Here is a 17079-nt window from a genome sequence, read left to right on the forward strand (position 1 = left end):
TGAAACGGTTTGCACAAAACCTGTATTCAAGCCCTTCTGCATTGCCCAATCAGTGAGTTGACGTTCTGAATTAAAGTCCTCCGATGACTTTCAATACGACCCATTGCGTTTTTTGGGCTCCAAGAAAATTGTTATCGGAAACCGCTACCAGTGTTTGCCTGCCGGGTCCCCACGTCATCGCTTCCAGATTGTCTACGGTGAGTTCTTTGATTGAATTGAAATTGAAAACTTCCTGTTTCGGGAGCGGTCGGAATGGTTCTGATTTTTCCAGATGCTTGAAAGTCAAACCCCGAATGTCGGTGGCCTGAGACGTAATGCGGGTCTCGTAAAGCGTAACATAGCCCGTGTGTCCATCATAACAGCGTTCCAGAATCAAGAACCTGCCGTTGTTGATATAGAGCATTTCAGAGATGCCATTGCCAATGGATTCGCCGAGTTTTTGACCTTGGTCCGCACAGGAATTGATGTCTAGCTCATAGGCATACTCGCCGATTGTTTGGCAAACCCCATCCGGGCAGGACATCAGTGTCAGCCTGGCATACCTTCCGTCCTGACGGAATGGCCATTCGCTTATGGTGCACACAGTGTCCTTTCCTGCCAAAGCGATGGCTTCATATCCACGGTTGCTAAACAGCGATGCATATCGGAACGATCGGGGCTCTTCGGGCGACCAGTTTTGATCCGAAAGCCGGGTGATGTAACCTTTTTCGAAAATGCCGTCGGACTGGGCGGCTGGTTCTGCATCTTCCTCGGTGCAGAACCAAAATTGTTTCCCGTCAAACCGGATCGCTTCTGCCTGTGTGACTCCGCCCAGGGTATGTCGTTGCAGATTGTCTTTCGTGCTCCATTGCGGGAGAGAATCGGCCCCGGAACCCGTCATTTCAAACAGGTAGCTTTGGCGCGAAGGTTTTTTGCCGTCGGTCAGAAAGTACCATTTGTTTCTTAGCGGAACGTATTCCAAACCGGATATTCCCCCAAAAGTCTGATCCGGAAGCGAAATGTTAAGATGCTCCTTAAGACGTGCCGAATCATTTTCCAGCACGATCGATTGGGCGAGGGCATTGTTCGCCACAGCGAGCAGGAGCAATAGGAAGGATTTTCGCATAGAGGAGTTATGTTTAGAAAGCCAGGGAAAAAATGCGGCTGCAGATTTGACTGTACTGTCAATGTAGGACCTTATTGCAAATGTGATGTCGTTTTTGCCGGGAACTTATTGAGCGGAAGGGCTGGGTTAATGCGAATGACCTTACGATGAGACTGGCATGGTCGGGAATAGAGTGCGTATAAGCAGTGCCGTTATTGGATTGTTGCCGAAAAAACCGGAAACTAAATTTTTCAGAGCCCTCACCAAAAACTTGATAAATTAGATCAACCCCAAGGGAGTTTATTTACCACCTCTATCTCAACATCCGGATGATGAAATGTCTACCTGTTTTCTTATTACTACTCCTATTATGCTTTACAAGTGCCTCTGCTCAGAAAGATGCACCTGTTGCCGGCCATTCCGCTACGCTCGTTGACTTACTCAAAAAAGACTACAATACGATCGATCCCGAACTCCGGGGTGACGAGATCATTAAAGATCGCGCGTTGGTGATCGCTATTTTTAAGACCTACCTGACAGATCAGGAAAAAAGCAAAATAAAGCATGACAGCCTTGGCATTTTATCCAAAGAAGCGGCCGTGAGAATGGCGGCATTAGACATCTGTAAGAAGAAACTTGCATCCATTGCATCCGTGACCTCAGGTTCGATGACTGTAAAATTCCTTGACAGTCTGACCATGTTAACGGAGAATCTTAATGCAGAAATAGACGCGGCAAAAATCAAGTATCTGGAATCAAAGTTGAAGCTGGACCTGAGAGAACTAAAGGTGATTGAAGATTCAATTGGAAAAGAGAACGTATTTTTGAAATACGCAATCGCTTCGTACGCCAGGAAATACTATGAAATTGCCGATCAGGGCGTTGACCCTTTCAGCGCATCGAGTAACACTTCCAGCATTCAGAAAAGTATCCCGTTCATCGGAGGCGATCTGGCCTTTGAGACTGTGATTGACGGGCTCGGTCGTTTTCTCGCCAAGCGTATTAAAGAGGAGTTGACGACCTACGTGATCGAACGGGTAAAGGTATGGCTAGAAAACCCGAGAGAGGATGACCCGTTTGCGGAATTCAAGGTGTTGCTGCCGCGGACGACGCAATACCTGCTCGGTTTTCACGCAGAGAAAATAACGAGCTTTCCTGATGAAATTAAACAATACATTGAGGACGATCTGAACCATCTTCTTGAGAATGCGGGAGCCCTTAACAACACCCCGAGAATAAGACGGCTGATTGACAAAAATCCGGACATTGATTTTGCCTTTGAAGCACTGACGCTCATTCCCGACCTTTCTAAGTTGAGAAATCCGGTTGATTTTTTCAAGACGATTGAAAATAGCAGAAACTTAAACAGATGGAAGCAGGAACCAGGTAATCCCGTCAAGTTCAATATTGCGAACCTCGTTCAACTCAGCTCGATGATCGGGCAAAGTATGACAATAGTTGAAAATGGAGACGTTCGGTTTGCCGGAAAGGACTTTTTTGGAACATATGCAGCGGAGCAACACTTTTACTTGCTTTACATGGGTTTTCTCAACCAGCAGCATAAAAAGTATTATGATATTCACTTCACGATCAAGGGAAAAACCAAGACTGGAGAATCTGCTTGCAATTACAGTATGGGAGCGGCTCTCAGCTCGGTTGTTGGTAGGGAACCGGGAAAAAAAGACCTGTTTAGAGAAAGGAAATTCTTTACTTTCTTATTGAGCGAGCTGGGTGAAAATGCCGAAAAGGTTATTGTAAGCGCAACGGAAATCAGGAAAGCGAATAAAGCTGGTGTGAAAATCGGTGCGGATACGGTTTATCATTTCGTCGATAGTATGATAGAGCTGTCTGAGAAGGTAATTGAAGCTAGCGATACACTGGTCAATTATCTGATTACCGCATTTCCTCCGAGCGAAGCGTATGCGTATCCGCTCAGGGAGCTTTCGTTTGAAAGTTTTAAGTTGCTTGAACTTAGGAAATTAGCGAAGCCGTATTTCGTTGTTGCCCGGACAGCCAATGATGTTGCTCTGGATCTGCAGAAGAAGAAATATGCCAATGCGTTAACGAAAGCACTGGAACTTGGTGCCAGCCTTACGCCCCAATCAGCCGTGTCGGAGGTGAGGTCGAATGTTTTCAAACTCGGGTTTATGAATCAGTTCGAAAAGTTTAAATACTGGAACAAGATCACAGACAGTGTCTTGCAAAACCAGGAAGCGGGAGCATTCAAGGTAAATGAGAGCATGATAAAGTCTGCCGGGGTAGTTTTGGAGGAGCTGTACCGGATACGGTTGTTTTACAAGGCCAATTTTGACACAACCCCTCAGATGAGTTCCCTCGATGTATTGGAGGGATTTGTGGACAATATCACGAAAACGAGCGTCAACAGAACATTTACAAATGCAGACTTCAATGCAGTCGCCACTACCTTGGGAGGATCTGATTTTGCCTGTCTGTTGGTAGCCTATTACGTGAACGTCCCTGTTTCCACATTGGTCGACCATGTGGTAAGCGAAATGAGAGCAGCTCAGTTCAAACTAAAATCAGGAACCGAGAATAAGTTGTTCGGGGAGAAGGAAATTCTTCAGATGAAAACGAGCATCGGTGATTATGCTTTTGCGATATACGACAATTATGTATTGAAAGGGTACAAAAATGAAGGAAATGAGTTGCTGGCTGCCCGAAAGCAGCTGACCACTCGCCTCAACAACTATCTCGCCCTATTGCCGAGCAGAGCCAACATCGCCATCGACCCCAGGGTTACTTCGCTGCTTCATTTTGTAAATGACATGGCCGCGGCAGAGGATGCTGAGGATGTTGAAAAAGCGATCGAAGCATTTGCGTTGCCGGCAGGAAGTTATACGATCAAACGGACAGCCCTCTTTAATTTTTCAGTTAATAGTTATCCCGGGATAATGCCCGGGGGAGAGCGTTCCTGGAAAAACGAGTCTACGGAGACAAAAAGTATCAGTAATGCATTTACGGTAGGTTTTACAGCACCCGTTGGCCTGAGCGCATCCAGAGGCCTTCTCAAGGGCAATTCTATCGGTGTATTCATCCCGATTATCGATATCGGAGCAGTGACCCGGCTGAGATTGGATAATAATTCGGCGACCAGTGCCTTACCTGAATTCAAGCTTAAAAACTTCTTTTCGCCAGGCCTGTTCTTTCATTATGGTTTCAGAAATACGCCATTGGCGATCAATGTTGGAGGTCAGTTTGGGCCTGAGGTAAAGCGTATTAAGGTGAATGAGGAACCGACATTCTTCGAGTCGGTGCGTTTTGGGGCTGCGTTGGTAATTGATATCCCGTTATTCAATTTATACACCAAACCTCGTTTCGACGATTGATGAAAGCATTGTTATTACCACTATTGATAACAGGTTTGGGGCAGGTCTACGCCCAGACGGACCCTGCGGCACCAGCACCGGCAAGGACAGCACCGGTTCCCGCGCCCACAGTGGCTGGTCCGGGCGCTTCTGTTCCCGTTCAGGCTAAGGTTCCGATACCGGGGCAAGTGGTGAGCGATGAGCAAAAGAACAGCAGTTACAACCAGAATCAGACCAATAAGGAAGTTTACCAGCAATCCCAAATACAAGCTATCACCGACAAGCCGGTTGTGCCATCCACGCCAGTTACGGAACAGGCTGCGACACCAGCTGCGGAAACACCGCAACCACAGCTAACACCTCCGTCACCCGCGAGCCAGGAATTGGTGAAGGTGCCGGTGGAGGGAACCGTGCTCACCGCGACGTCCACCGGTGAGGTCATTTCCGCGCCGCTTACCCTTGCTATTACCAGGGAACAAAGTGAATCGCCGGACTTTCCGCTAAATGTGGTGCCAGAGCCGGTGCGGCCGGTTTTAGTACGGGCTCCCAGGGTTTATCCCGTGCCTAGGTTTGAACGTGGACCCGCGAGCTATGAAAAACGTACGGAGCTCAGATCCCTTACCCCGGCGATCCCATGGCAAAAGCAGATCCTGGATAATGCCAGGGCCGTGGCCATAGTGATTGAAAAGAACAAACTGCACGCGGTTACGGACAGTATCTACCAGCTCGACGTAGGCATTACGCTCGGGCAACGGTTCAAACTTTGTCCGGGAACGCCGTTTATCGATCAGCCCGTTATCGGCCTTGGCACTGCTTTTATTCTGGCCAGACAAACCATGGTGACGGCCGGCCATGTCCTTGAGGAAGACCTGAGCCGTTATGTAGTCGTATTTGGTTTTGAGATGGTTAATAAAACGGGTGCATATGAAGGATTGATTTCTTTAAAAGACATTTATTATCCTACCCGCATCGTCCAGAGCTCGGAAACGCTGGACGTTACGGTGTTCGAAGTTTCGCGCCCCCTGGACAGACCCGTGTTGAAGTACGCAAAGGAACAGTTGCCAGCTGTCCTTACCCCCATTTATATGATCGGTCATCCTTATGGATTACCCAAGAAAGTCGCATTGAATGCCAGCGTACAGTCAAACGGAAATGCTGAGTTTTTTTACACTTCGTTGTTTGCGGCCCAGGGTAATTCGGGTTCGCCTGTGTTTGATTTTCGTACCAATGAAGTTGTGGGTGTGCTGGTTTCAGGAGAGGTGGATTATGACTGGAATGGAGGTTGTAATGCGCCTAAAATCTGTGGACTACCGTACTGCAAGGGTGAGAAAGTAGTCAGTATCACCGCCATTCCTCACATCCAAAGTCTCATCACGGGCGAGGCCGATTAAGTCCGTTAACACAAGGGCAACAGTGGGGTGAAGCTTTTTTCTTGTTCAGCTGCTCCGGTAGCCCGATCCGCATTAGGGTTTGTCAAAAACCGGCATTTTCAAAGCATAAAAATACCCGTTCGCATCGCCGAAGTACAACATGCCGCCCTCTGCCACCGGGCCTGAGAGAATCGAGCCGAGGGACAGGATCTGACTTTCAGCCCTTAGGTAGTTGTCACCGTACATATCAAAGTCTTTGCGGATATGGTCGGTAGAGTCATACACCAGGGCATAGTTTTGCTTACTCTGCCCGGTTTGAAAGGTACTCCTGATTTTTCCGGACCCGGGGTCCACGAAATAGACTTTACCGTTGAAACAGCCAAACACAAGGGTATTGCCCATCACCAGTGCGGTCGCGTATACGCGCATGTTCAGAGGCAAGGCCCAGTTGATTTTTCCGGTTTTGGCATTCATGGAATAAAACTGGTGGGTATCCGATGTTCCGACATAAAGGTTTTTCTGATGCACCGTTGGCGTAGCGATCACCCAGCTTCCCTTTTCTTTCATATTCCATTGGACAGCGCCTGTTTGGGCATTCAGCGCATAAATGTAAAAGTCCCGGCTTCCGAAAATAACGGTTTCGTCATCTACCCAGGCCGCCCGCTGTATCTCTCCTTTCGGAAATGCGGGATCACCAAGGGTTTTGAATTTCCATACCAGGCTTCCGGTTTTGGCATCGAGCGTATAGAAATATCCGTCGTAGCTTCCTATAAAAACCTTGCCGTTCCTGACTACCGGTGCGGCATGAACGACACCGCCGGTTTTGAATCGCCAGGTCATTTGGCCGGAATCGGCATTGATGGCGTACACCGAGCTGTCCCCGCTTCCGGCATAGATCATGTTTTCGTGCGCGACCGGGGACGAAAGATAGTAATCCCAGGTATCATAGGTCTGTTCACCATTCGTCCTGAATGTCCATAACAGTTTGCCGTTACCTTTTTCAACGGCATAAATATTCCCGTCCGCGCTTAGAAAAACAACTTTGTTGCCTGTAATCGCCGGCGCCGACTTAATGGCACCGCCGGACCGGAATTTCCAGACGGGTTTGCCTGAGGTTTTATCCACGGCGTACAAATGCATATCATTACTTCCGAAGTAAACTGCCTGGTCGCTAAGCGTCGCTGCACCGTGTATGCCGCCACCGACAGACATTTTCCAAAGTACGGGGTCCTGGGCACGACCCGCGCGGGGAAATAAAAAGAGAATCAGCAGAAGGGCAGTTTGTTTCATGTTGAAAGGGGTAGGAAGCGGGTAAAAAAATAAAAGTAGGAGAATTGGTCGATAAAACCAGCCAGGTGTGCGGTGGGTGACAAACCTGCCGATTGCATATCTTTGTAAACAGAGCATATTGATAGTCAGCAAACCCATGGATAACTGGAAAGCGATCTTGTACCTTCTTGCTTTCGGGCAAGGTATGATATTGAGCCTCGCGTTGATTGTGAGGGGAATAAGTGGCCGGAGGGCCAGCTTGTTCCTTGGCCTGATCGTGTACGTACTCGCGCTGGAATTGCTGAATGCCTGGGGGATGCAGGTGCGGTACCATAGCCGGCCCGGTATGTTCCCGTTCTGGAATTTTCAGAGCTATCTGATCATTCCGCTTTCACTCTGGTTTTTTATGGAATTCTCAACCCGGCCCACCTACACATTCAGGGCGCGTTACTGGTTTCTTTTTCTTCCGGTTGCGTTGGAAATCGCCATTAGCTGCACCTGGCGGTTCTTTTGGCATCATAGCCATGGACGGGTTTCGCCTTTGCTTCAAAATCCAGTCTGGTTTTTCGTAACGGAGCTGTTGCCGATTATCGGGATGTTTGCCGTGCTGACGGTGTATGGGGCACGTTTGATCCGGTTACAAAGCGCTTTTCGCCGTCAGCGCGTCAGGTGGAGCGGCAGTCAGTTTCTCAAATGCTATGGTGTCTTCGGCTTCCTTTCGGTTCTGACAGTACTTTGGGCGGCAGGGGTGGTACTAAGTTGGCCGGTTTTCTCGGAAATTGAATTGCTCCTGACGGCATGCCTGTTCGTACTGGGATATGCCGGCTACCTCAATCCTGATTTTTTCCAATTGCCCATGCTGCCCTTGACGAAAATCACTGAAAAGCCGGATTTTGGAATGTATGATGACGGAGCCGAGCTGGGGCGGTTGAGAGCTGCCTTTGAACAGGGAGCGCTGCATACGCAGTCCAAACTCACGATCGACGATGTGGCCGCGCGGCTTCGCTTGCCATCGCGTTACATTTCGCATCTGGTGAATACCCACTGCGGCTGCAATTTCAATACGTTTGTCAATAACTTCCGTGTTTCGGATGTGATCCGGAAGCTGGGCGATCCCAAAGAGCAACACAAGACCATCCTGGCCCTGGCGCTGGAAGCAGGTTTTAGCTCAAAATCCACTTTCAACCAGGTGTTCAAACAGCACACGGGGAAGTCGCCGTCCCAATACCTGCCCTCGGAAAACCAGTCCCAAACGCAGGCTTTCTGAGCATTACCAGTCCGGAATCGCGATTCCGGACGTCTGAAATCGCGTGTCCGGGCGCATGATAAGCGGGTTAATGCTTGTTTTGATTTTCATTATTCAAATCAAAACGGCGATTGTATGCTCAAACACCTTTTCCTTTCCGCTGCCTGCCTATTATTTTCCTGTGCGTGGGGTAATGCACCCTGCGTAGCCCGGCATAGTCCTTCTGTGGACCCGATTCAAATCCGGATCAATGTCAATGTCGAGCTTTTGGGCTTTGTTTACTTTTTGGGCTATGAAGGCCGGGAATCGGAAACTAATCCTGATTATGCGGCTAAGAACCGCGCGCGCTATGCCTACGGGCTTGACCTGTACCGGCGTTATAAAGCCTATGAGAACAGCAGACACCTGGCCGTCGTCATCGGGTTTGCCGAAAACATCTGGCTGGATTACCTGATCAACCTGCTTTTGCAGCTGAAAAACTTTCCCGATGCCTCGCTGGACAGCCGCATCGGTATTGGCTACTACGAGCGCTTTTCAGCCACCAAAGACCCTGTCGAAGCGCGCAAAAACGCGGCCATTTTCGTCGAAGCTATGAACGCCCTCTACCGGGAAGTCGATTTTGGGGCTTATTTAGAGAAAAGCAGTCGATTGTATCAAAACGCGGTCTATCAGGTAAAAGCAGGGTTGCCGGACAGCACATTTATTCCCGCGATGGAGGCATTCTACCAAGGCCATTTCGATTCCTACACCCTTGTGCCAAGCCTTACGATTCCCGCTCAAATGGGCTTCGGGGCCATGTATAGCCAGAACAATCAGTCGCATGCGTCACATGTATTCGGCGCGTTCGCACCACCACAGTTCGCAGACACGTCGAACCTGGATATGGGTTTTGATGATAAAAACCATTTACTCGAACTGAGCACACATGAGTTTGGCCACTCCTTCGTGAATCCGGCGGTCGACCAGCTTCCCGAAAAACGGATTACTAATGCGCAAAAGCTTTTTAGCCCGATCGCGGAAGCGATGGCCGATCAGGGATATACGAGCTGGAAAGCCTGTTTGTATGAGCATTTTGTCCGTGCCGGAGAAGTGGTCATCGGACGTAATCTGGGCCGGAAGCAGGAGGCGGAACATTTGATGGATCACTATTTCAAAGACAGGAAGTTTGTGTACCTGCCGGTCATCGTCGAAGAGCTTGAAAAGTACGATACGAATCAAAACATATCTTATGCCAGTGCGGTAGCGCATGCCATGCGACGATTAGAAAATGAGAATAGTATCAAACCGTAATACGAATGATCGATTGTTCCGCTGACCGAAAAAGTGCTTCTGTTTCACCATTGCTCCGCCTTACGACTGCCCGGCCGTCCTCACCGATCCGGAACTCGTCACCCGGTTCCAGCCGGACCTGGACGGCATTGTCGATTTGCTTGCCGTTTGGCTGGTTAGTCATGACCGCACATTGTTAATGTAATTTGATACAATAATAATCAAATAAATGATACTGTAAAAATCAAAATAGCCTGCAAATTCGGCATGGCGGTGAAAAGGAAAGTCATCCAATAAGATGACTTTCGTCATAATCGGCCGCCGGTTTTGTGCTGATCTTTGGCGGTATTCATTCATTAATAATTACTTGTATGCTCCCAGAAACGATGAAGGCAGCGGTAGTCCGTGAATTTGGCAAGCCGTTACAGATAGAAGAAATGGCAGTGAAACGCCCCGGGCCCCATCAGCTATTGGTTAAAGTGGTCGCCAGCGGTGTATGCCATACCGACCTGCATGCTACCGACGGCGATTGGCCGGTCAAACCTAAACTTCCGCTGGTGCCGGGGCATGAAGGGATTGGCTACGTTGCCGCGATTGGGGCGGAAGTGACCGGGATCCGCGAAGGAGACATCGTGGGTGTTCCCTGGCTTTACAGTGCCTGCGGCTGCTGCGAATTTTGCATTACCGGTTGGGAAACCCTGTGCGACGCGCAGCAGAATGGTGGATACAGTGTGGACGGCAGCTATGCGGAATACGTTCTGGCTGATGCCAGGTACGTCGCTCACCTGCCTGCCAACACCGACATGGTGGGGATGGCACCGATCCTTTGTGCCGGGGTTACCGTTTATAAAGGCCTGAAGGAGACCGAAACCCGGGCAGGGGAGTGGGTGGCTGTTTCCGGCATTGGCGGACTGGGTCACCTGGCCGTGCAATATGCCAAAGCAATGGGTATGCATGTGGCGGCGATCGATGTGAGCGCAGATAAACTGGAACTGGCGTCGAGGCTGGGCGCGGACCTGACCGTGAATGCACTGGAGGAAGACCCGGGCGCATTTTTGAAAAAGGAAACAGGAGGCATGCACGGTGTACTGGTAACGGCTGTGTCACCGACGGCATTCAGGCAGGGAATTTCCATGCTCCGGCGGAAAGGCACCATGGCGCTCACAGGCCTGCCTCCTGGCAGCTTCGACCTGCCGATCTTCGATACCGTGCTGAACCGCCATACGATCCGAGGCTCCATCGTGGGTACGCGGAAAGATATGCAGGAGGCTGTCGGTTTTGCATTGGAAGGCAAAGTGAAGGCCATCGTTCATACGGCTCGGCTGGATGATATCAATACAATTTTTGAAGATATGAAAGCAGGACGGATCGAAGGGCGTGTCGTGATGAAAATGAGCTGACAGAATGGATTTAGAAAACTTTAACCAACGAATTCTCATTCCGTGTGACTTTTCACCGCCGTCGTTGCATGCCCTGCGCTTCGCCTCGCGGCTTTGCCGCGACAGGAATTGCGAACTGGTCGTGTTGACGGTGTCCGATGCCGGTGAAGTCCCGGTGATTCCGGACGAGGGCCCTGCCGCTTCCCGCATGTTGGAGGAGGCAATCCGCGAACTGGCGATCATAACGCCTGTTCGGCACATCGTACGTCAGGGGCGTTTTGTAAATACCGTACTTGAAGTAATCGGAGAGGAGACGATCAGCATGGTCCTGTTGGGAACCAGGGGATCGCGGGGCTGGGACGGACTTTTCATGGGTTCGCATGCCGAAAAAATCGTCCGGACTTCGCCGGTGCCGGTGGTGACCATACGGGAGCAGGCTTATAGCGGACAGATCCGTAACGTGGTGATCCCCGTCGACCTTCGGGAGGACCCGGCGGCCATGGCTGCCAGCATGGAGCCCCTGCTCAGCGCTGTTCAAGCCCAGTGGCATTTGCTGCATGTGGTTACCGGGCACAGCTCAGGTGGCGACCAGGTGATGGCGCACCTTCGTGAGTTTGGCAGGGAACTCGGGTTACGTCATTTTACGGTGGCAGAGGAACGGGCTGAAGATGAAGCGGACGGGATACTTCGCTATGCGGGAATGGCGGGTGCAGACCTGATCGCGATCTGTACGCATGGTGAAAAAGATCCCGGACAAATGTATGGCCATAGCATCGCTGCGGACGTCGTGAACCACAGTCGTGTATCTGTATGGACCTCCACCATCCGGGAGTTGCCGGTAGCCCGGACGCATTGACTTCACTCCGCAATTACCATTACGTCGATCGGCGACAGAGAGCTATTCCTGAGATGCGCTGCGGTTTCGCTCGTCAAATATCAGCCCCCCAGGGCAAGGGCGAGTTGTTCCGTCAATGCATCGGAGTAGCGGTCTACGGCCCCGGCGTCGTAGGAAAGGTAAAGAAATGGCTCTATGAGTTCCAGCTCCATCAGTACAAATCTGCCATCCACCATGAGGCCATCTACGCGTGCGTAGAGTGTATCCTGCGCAAATTTTGAAACATAGCTCGCCGCAAGTTCAATCTGCTCCTGATCAGGGGAAACAGTTTCGATACTGCCGCCGAAAATTTGCTGTACCCGGAAGTCGCCGGACCTCGGTTTCTTGACGACCGTGTGGCTATAACTGCCATTGAAGAAAATAAACGACCATTCTCCCTCGCGGATTTGCGGCATCAATGGCTGAACAATAAAGTCTCCGCGGGAAATGAGGTCGTGTACGCGATCCCTGTCCACGGTCGCCTGGGTGCTTTTGAGCGCCAGAGTATCCCGTGAGCCGCCGCTGACACATGGCTTGATGATCAGCTCATCGGAATCTAACTTTTCAAACCAGGTCTGCAAATCCCCTGTCCAGCCCCGGTGAATGAAAAGGGAGGGGATGATGTCAAAACCGGCATTGGCTATATCGGACAAATAGTGCTTATCCATATTCCACCGGACGGTCCCAAGGTCATTCAGGAGCTTGATGCCCAGCGATTCGATTTTGTCAAGCCATCGCTTGAACTCTTCGTACTTCTCGTGATAATCCCAGGGCGTTTTCAGCAGGGCGATATCGTACTGTTCCCAATTTACATTCGGGTCGTCCCAGATCTCCGCGGCAATGTCGAGTCCCTTGTTTTGCAGAAATGGCAGTAAGTCGGTGGTTTCGTTAAAATTATTGGCGGAGCTGTATTTAAGTGTCCCGCCGTAGGTAATGTAGGCAATCCTGAACTGCATGCGTCACTGTAATGGTTTGTTCATTGTAATTACAGTAATTTGAAAACAATCGTTTCCCCTGGGTCTGAAAAAACGGGACGGGAAACGCAGTTTAGCGGCGGTGATGGCTCAGCGTGCGACGAGGGATGTGCCTGTCAACTTGATCTGATACGGCCATTGTTCCTCCCGTATGGTCGTATTCTGTCTCCCGAACGGCACGGGCCAATGCGTGGCCGGCGCTCCGGCGACAACCAGCCAGAGGTTTCTGGTACCTGCGGGAACCTTGATTCTCGCCTTGCCATTCGGCTCGCGTGACACCTTCCCGTAAATGCGCTTCCCCTCCTGATCGTAAGCGACAAAACCGTACCGCCATCCGGCCTGATCCGTCTTGACGGCACTATAACCTTTCTCCCCCGCAATGCCCTTGAAATCTACCGTAACCTCCTTTCCGGCTTTCGGCACAGTCAATGGTATTCCGTTATAGCCATAGTTTTGCGGACAGTTAACGGAGTCGATCCGATACCAGCCGTTTTCCGTGGCATTCAGCTTGGCCGAATGCTGATTCGCATACCGGGCAGCTACTTTTTCGATCCTTTTCAGATCCCAGGTGATCTGCCTGGCGGCCGCATCGAACATTTCGTCATTGAATGCGTCCTGGCTAAGCCCATTGAGCCTTTTGTAGGTCATGACAGGATCTTCCCCCTCCTGCGTGGCCCGGCACAGGTTACCGAAAAACTCCTTTCCATGCTTTTCAGACCAGTATTCCAGCACATAAGGCGAATGGTACATGTTCTGTGGATGCAAAAAGGCGTAATGCGTCTTTTTCAGGTAGCTCACCAAATGGTAGTTTTCAAAGGTCATCCATTCAGGATACACCTGCCATAGCATGTATTGTGCCGACATTTCCATGATCGGGCCGCGCGGACCGGCTTTGCTGTCGGATCGCGACATGTACTGGAACGCGTGGCCCAGCTCATGCGCCAGTGCACCGTAGGGAGCCTTGCTCATACGCACAGCGGGCGTCCAGAGAATACCTATTTTATTCTCCACACCACCACCAAATGCAGTCTGTTCCTTGCCGCCGATCACGTACAGGATCATTTTATAACGATCTGTCAGCGAGCTTCCTTTTTGAACAATCTTTAAATCATTGACATAATAATCATAAAATCGCTCACACTCTTTCAGCGCGGCGTGGACGTCAAATCGTTTGGTAGTGTCGCTGTTCTGCATCGGATCGGCGCCAAATTCCTTGTGCCAGAAAATCGCGATATTCGGCGATTGCATCATCCGTTTGTAGCTGAACTCGCTTTCCTCATTGTTGTAGTCGTTGCCGTCGGGCACACGCATGGCCTTGGCCGGGATATACAATTCCTTTTCGTCCGCGGAGGCGGCCTGCGCATGTACATCGCGGCATGAGGGAGAAATAGAGAGTAATGTCAGCAGAAAGAATGGAAGGGGTAGGTAGCCTTTCATAAACTGAATGCGTTAACAGGTTAGGATTGATCATGCAAAATATACCCTTTTGAATATCCTTTTTACATCCTTGAACCGACCTGTTAAAATTGGTCACGAAATGGTTAACATCCACCAAACGTCTGCGCCGATCCATCCTCCGGTTAAGAATACTAAGCTTTCACCGCACAGATTTTGGAAAAATACCTTCCTGAATTGCGATCCGCAGCCACCGGGTCAACGATTTAAAACACCAGGAAAATGGATCAGATCGCTTGTCACATCGGTGAAAAAAGTCTGATCGCGATTAAAATACCGAAACTGAGTAATCCAACTCCCCAGTACCAATGGTTCAGGGTGAGCACATAGCCCAGCGTTGGTCCTTTTGTTCCCAGAAGTTTTTGTTCGTAAACATCGAAATAGCTGCGGAGCTTGTTGGCCGGGTTGGAATGGGAATGAATCCGGATCGATTGCAAGGGCACAGAGGCAAGTATCCAGGCGCTGCAATAGAGGGCAAAGCCGATGCAGACGAAAGCCAAAATCGCGAAAAAGCATTGGTAACATCCTTCAAGGGTTATCCTTCGGCCATCATCCGTGACAAGCCAGGCGAGGCCTGCAATGGTCAGAGTTTGTATCCCTGAAATCCATTTCGCCCATTCCTGGATATGGACAAGTGCTTCCTTGGCACCTTCCAGTGACGTCTGGTAGAGTCGTGGCTTATGCACGAGCTTTGTAATGACAAATATCGCCAGGAGAACAAAGGTTAGGCTTGCGGTCACGATGTGAGCGGGGGAGAGGAGTTGAGTCATTTTGCGAAGAGGAATTGGATTGTATTGTCTGAAAATCAGTTTATTATATCAAAATTCGGGCACTTGAGAAGGATTTTTTCGCATGTTCCTGAGAGGTATTTATTAAACGGTGTCACTTCTCTGGCAATCTGAATGCCACCCGTTGGCGGTTTTGGCCCTGAGTCCCGAAAAAGCTGTTCCAACAAAATGTTATGTTCAAAGGCGTACAAATCTGTTTTTTTGCCGTAATAGAATGTCGGAATGTGGTGGAGGGGCAGAGTTTCGGCCTGAAGTGAAGTGTCTTAACACGACCATAACGGCGGATTAATAAATTGATAATACTGACCATCTAATTTTACGATCTTGTCTTAGCGTATCCCCACCGACTTCATGAGCCCTTTTCAGGATAATGACACAGAACTGGTTTTGGCCATTGCGCGCGGCGACAGGGCTGCATTCAAGACATTATATGATCGTTATCAGGAAGAAATGTACCGGCTCGCCGTCCGGAAACTGCACGACCGCGATATTGCCGAGGAAGTTGTCCAGGACATTTTTGTAGGATTGTGGGAGAACAGGGGGCGTCTCGCTATCGGGCAGGTGAGGAATTACCTGTTGCGGTCGGTACGTAATCACGTGCTGGACCATATCCGGGCGCAGGTTGTCCGGCAAAACTATGCCCGCCAGTTTGCCGGTAGTGGCGAAGCTTATGGTAATGTGACCGAAGAATGGATGGCGCTACATGAGCTTAATGAAGCAATACAGGCCGGAATAGCCGAAATGCCCGACAAAACAAAGGAGATTTTCAGGCTCAACCGGGTGGACTTTCTGTCGGCCGACGAAATATCCGGTATCCTTCAACTTCCCAAACGGACGGTCGAATATCACATCACCGTAGCGCTGCGGACGATGCGAAAGTGCCTGAAAGATTTTCTGCCGCTTTGGCTCCTGTTTCATTCTTTTTAAAAAAAATACTTCACCATTTGCGGTGATTTTCCGCTGAAACGTCCTGTCATTAAACCGCCCCCTTCAACATGGCATTCAATCCTACCGATGGTTTCCTGAAAATACTGGCCCGGTTCCGGAACGGGCAGTCCGGCGACACCGAACAGGAAGCAATGGAAACGTGGTATGAATCCCTTGACGATCCAGACGTGGATCCCGGGAGGGAAGCGGGGGCCGGCGAGAAGGTCTGGAACAAAATAAATGCACGTACCGGTGGAGGAAGCAGGGGGCAGCAAGCAATTGCCGGGTGGAACTACCGCTACATTTATGGTATCGCCGCTACGCTCTTTCTGGTATGTGGCTTTCTGGGTTACCATTTCCTGATGCGTGATATGCAGGCGTCCGGGGAGGCATCGCGCAGCGCTGTCACCAGAGAAAACAATACCGTTACCGAAATGCCGGTACTGTTGCCCGACAGCAGTAAAATCGTTCTGGAACCTGGCGCACGTATTTCTTATGGCGCCGATTTTAATGTGGCTACGAGGACGGTGAGTCTGAAAGGAGATGCATTCTTTTCGGTTACCAAAAACAAAATGGTCCCGTTCATTGTGAACGCCAGCGGCATACAGACCAAAGTGCTCGGTACTGAATTCACTGTCAGCCAAACCTCGGGTACCACGCAGGTGGAGGTTATTTCCGGCAGAGTTCAGGTGCATTTACTAAACAGTGGTGCGCATATCCGACCGGGAACTGATCAGGTTGTCCTGACGGCGAACCTGAAAGCGACCTACCAGGCTGGTCAGCAGGCTCTGGTGGTAGGTCTTGTCAATGAGCCGCAAAAAACCGCCGAACCTGTGGCCGCAAGTACATTTATATTTAGCGACAGGCCGCTGAAAGAGGTCATCGCGTTCCTGGAAAAGGAATATGCCGTGCAGATCCGCACGGTGCGATCCGAATTGCTGAATTGTCCGGTCACCGCGGATCTGTCGGGAGAATCATTGTCCAACCAGCTCGAAATCATTACCAGTGCCCTGAATGCGCGGTTTACGGTAGATCAGCATGGCGTCCTGATCCACGGCGGAGGCTGCGCGCCATTGTCCGGCGCCGCACCGCCCCATCTATAACTTCCGGAAAAGTCC

General features: G+C 50.3%; 14 protein-coding genes. 8 read left to right on the forward strand and 6 right to left on the reverse strand.

Annotation, left to right across the window (positions count from 1 at the left end):
- Nucleotides 1-70 precede the first annotated feature (70 nt).
- Entirely contained in the window at nucleotides 71-1105 is a 1035-nt protein-coding gene (locus BP71_RS01270; protein ID WP_496375766.1) for an esterase-like activity of phytase family protein, read from the reverse strand.
- A 308-nt stretch (nucleotides 1106-1413) separates the two neighbouring features.
- On the opposite strand from BP71_RS01270, the gene BP71_RS01275 reads away from it, so the two are divergent.
- Nucleotides 1414-4431, forward strand: a complete 3018-nt coding sequence (locus BP71_RS01275; protein WP_496375768.1) for a hypothetical protein — start codon at nucleotides 1414-1416, stop codon at nucleotides 4429-4431.
- Nucleotides 4431-5801: a trypsin-like serine peptidase gene (locus tag BP71_RS01280; RefSeq protein ID WP_496375770.1), complete on the forward strand. Its 1371-nt coding sequence runs from the start codon at nucleotides 4431-4433 to the stop codon at nucleotides 5799-5801. The genes BP71_RS01275 and BP71_RS01280 overlap by 1 nt, the downstream gene beginning before the upstream one ends.
- Before the next feature lie 72 nt (nucleotides 5802-5873).
- Here the strand turns inward: BP71_RS01280 and BP71_RS01285 are convergent, their stop codons facing one another.
- On the reverse strand, nucleotides 5874-7070 hold the full coding sequence (locus tag BP71_RS01285) for an outer membrane protein assembly factor BamB family protein (RefSeq protein WP_496375772.1): 1197 nt from the start codon (nucleotides 7068-7070) through the stop codon (nucleotides 5874-5876).
- 136 nt (nucleotides 7071-7206) lie between these two features.
- On the opposite strand from BP71_RS01285, the gene BP71_RS01290 reads away from it, so the two are divergent.
- Both BP71_RS01290 and BP71_RS01295 read left to right on the forward strand, forming a co-directional pair.
- Nucleotides 7207-8316: a helix-turn-helix domain-containing protein gene (locus BP71_RS01290; RefSeq protein ID WP_496375774.1), complete on the forward strand. Its 1110-nt coding sequence runs from the start codon at nucleotides 7207-7209 to the stop codon at nucleotides 8314-8316.
- A 114-nt stretch (nucleotides 8317-8430) separates the two neighbouring features.
- Nucleotides 8431-9585, forward strand: coding sequence for a DUF4932 domain-containing protein (locus tag BP71_RS01295; RefSeq protein WP_496375776.1), 1155 nt, complete (start codon nucleotides 8431-8433; stop codon nucleotides 9583-9585).
- Here the strand turns inward: BP71_RS01295 and BP71_RS01300 are convergent.
- Nucleotides 9575-9748, reverse strand: coding sequence for a hypothetical protein (locus tag BP71_RS01300; RefSeq protein ID WP_496375778.1), 174 nt, complete (start codon nucleotides 9746-9748; stop codon nucleotides 9575-9577). The two genes, BP71_RS01295 and BP71_RS01300, sit on opposite strands and share 11 nt — an antisense overlap.
- A gap of 187 nt (nucleotides 9749-9935) precedes the next feature.
- Between BP71_RS01300 and adhP the strand changes: the two genes are divergently transcribed.
- Nucleotides 9936-10964 (forward strand): alcohol dehydrogenase AdhP, encoded by a 1029-nt coding sequence (gene adhP / locus BP71_RS01305; RefSeq protein ID WP_496375780.1) that lies wholly within the window; start codon nucleotides 9936-9938, stop codon nucleotides 10962-10964.
- Nucleotides 10965-10968: 4 nt separating this feature from the next.
- Nucleotides 10969-11799 carry a universal stress protein gene (locus BP71_RS01310; protein ID WP_496375782.1) on the forward strand — a complete coding sequence of 277 codons (831 nt, stop codon included), beginning with the start codon at nucleotides 10969-10971 and terminating at the stop codon, nucleotides 11797-11799.
- 80 nt (nucleotides 11800-11879) lie between these two features.
- Here BP71_RS01310 and BP71_RS01315 read toward each other — a convergent pair whose 3' ends face one another.
- The 3 genes from BP71_RS01315 to BP71_RS01325 all read right to left on the reverse strand — a co-directional run bounded on the left by BP71_RS01315 (nucleotide 11880) and on the right by BP71_RS01325 (nucleotide 15016).
- On the reverse strand, nucleotides 11880-12773 hold the full coding sequence (locus tag BP71_RS01315; RefSeq protein ID WP_496375784.1) for an ATP-grasp domain-containing protein: 894 nt from the start codon (nucleotides 12771-12773) through the stop codon (nucleotides 11880-11882).
- Between the two features lie 108 nt (nucleotides 12774-12881).
- Nucleotides 12882-14228, reverse strand: coding sequence for a DUF6055 domain-containing protein (locus BP71_RS01320; RefSeq protein WP_496375786.1), 1347 nt, complete (start codon nucleotides 14226-14228; stop codon nucleotides 12882-12884).
- Between the two features lie 257 nt (nucleotides 14229-14485).
- Nucleotides 14486-15016: a hypothetical protein gene (locus tag BP71_RS01325; protein WP_496375788.1), complete on the reverse strand. Its 531-nt coding sequence runs from the start codon at nucleotides 15014-15016 to the stop codon at nucleotides 14486-14488.
- Between the two features lie 369 nt (nucleotides 15017-15385).
- On the opposite strand from BP71_RS01325, the gene BP71_RS01330 reads away from it, so the two are divergent.
- Nucleotides 15386-15961, forward strand: a complete 576-nt coding sequence (locus tag BP71_RS01330; RefSeq protein ID WP_496375790.1) for an RNA polymerase sigma-70 factor — start codon at nucleotides 15386-15388, stop codon at nucleotides 15959-15961.
- A gap of 68 nt (nucleotides 15962-16029) precedes the next feature.
- Complete coding sequence (locus tag BP71_RS01335; protein WP_496375792.1) at nucleotides 16030-17064, forward strand: FecR family protein; 1035 nt, start codon at nucleotides 16030-16032, stop codon at nucleotides 17062-17064.
- Nucleotides 17065-17079 lie beyond the last annotated feature (15 nt).

The organism is Dyadobacter ginsengisoli DSM 21015 (genome assembly GCF_059568735.1).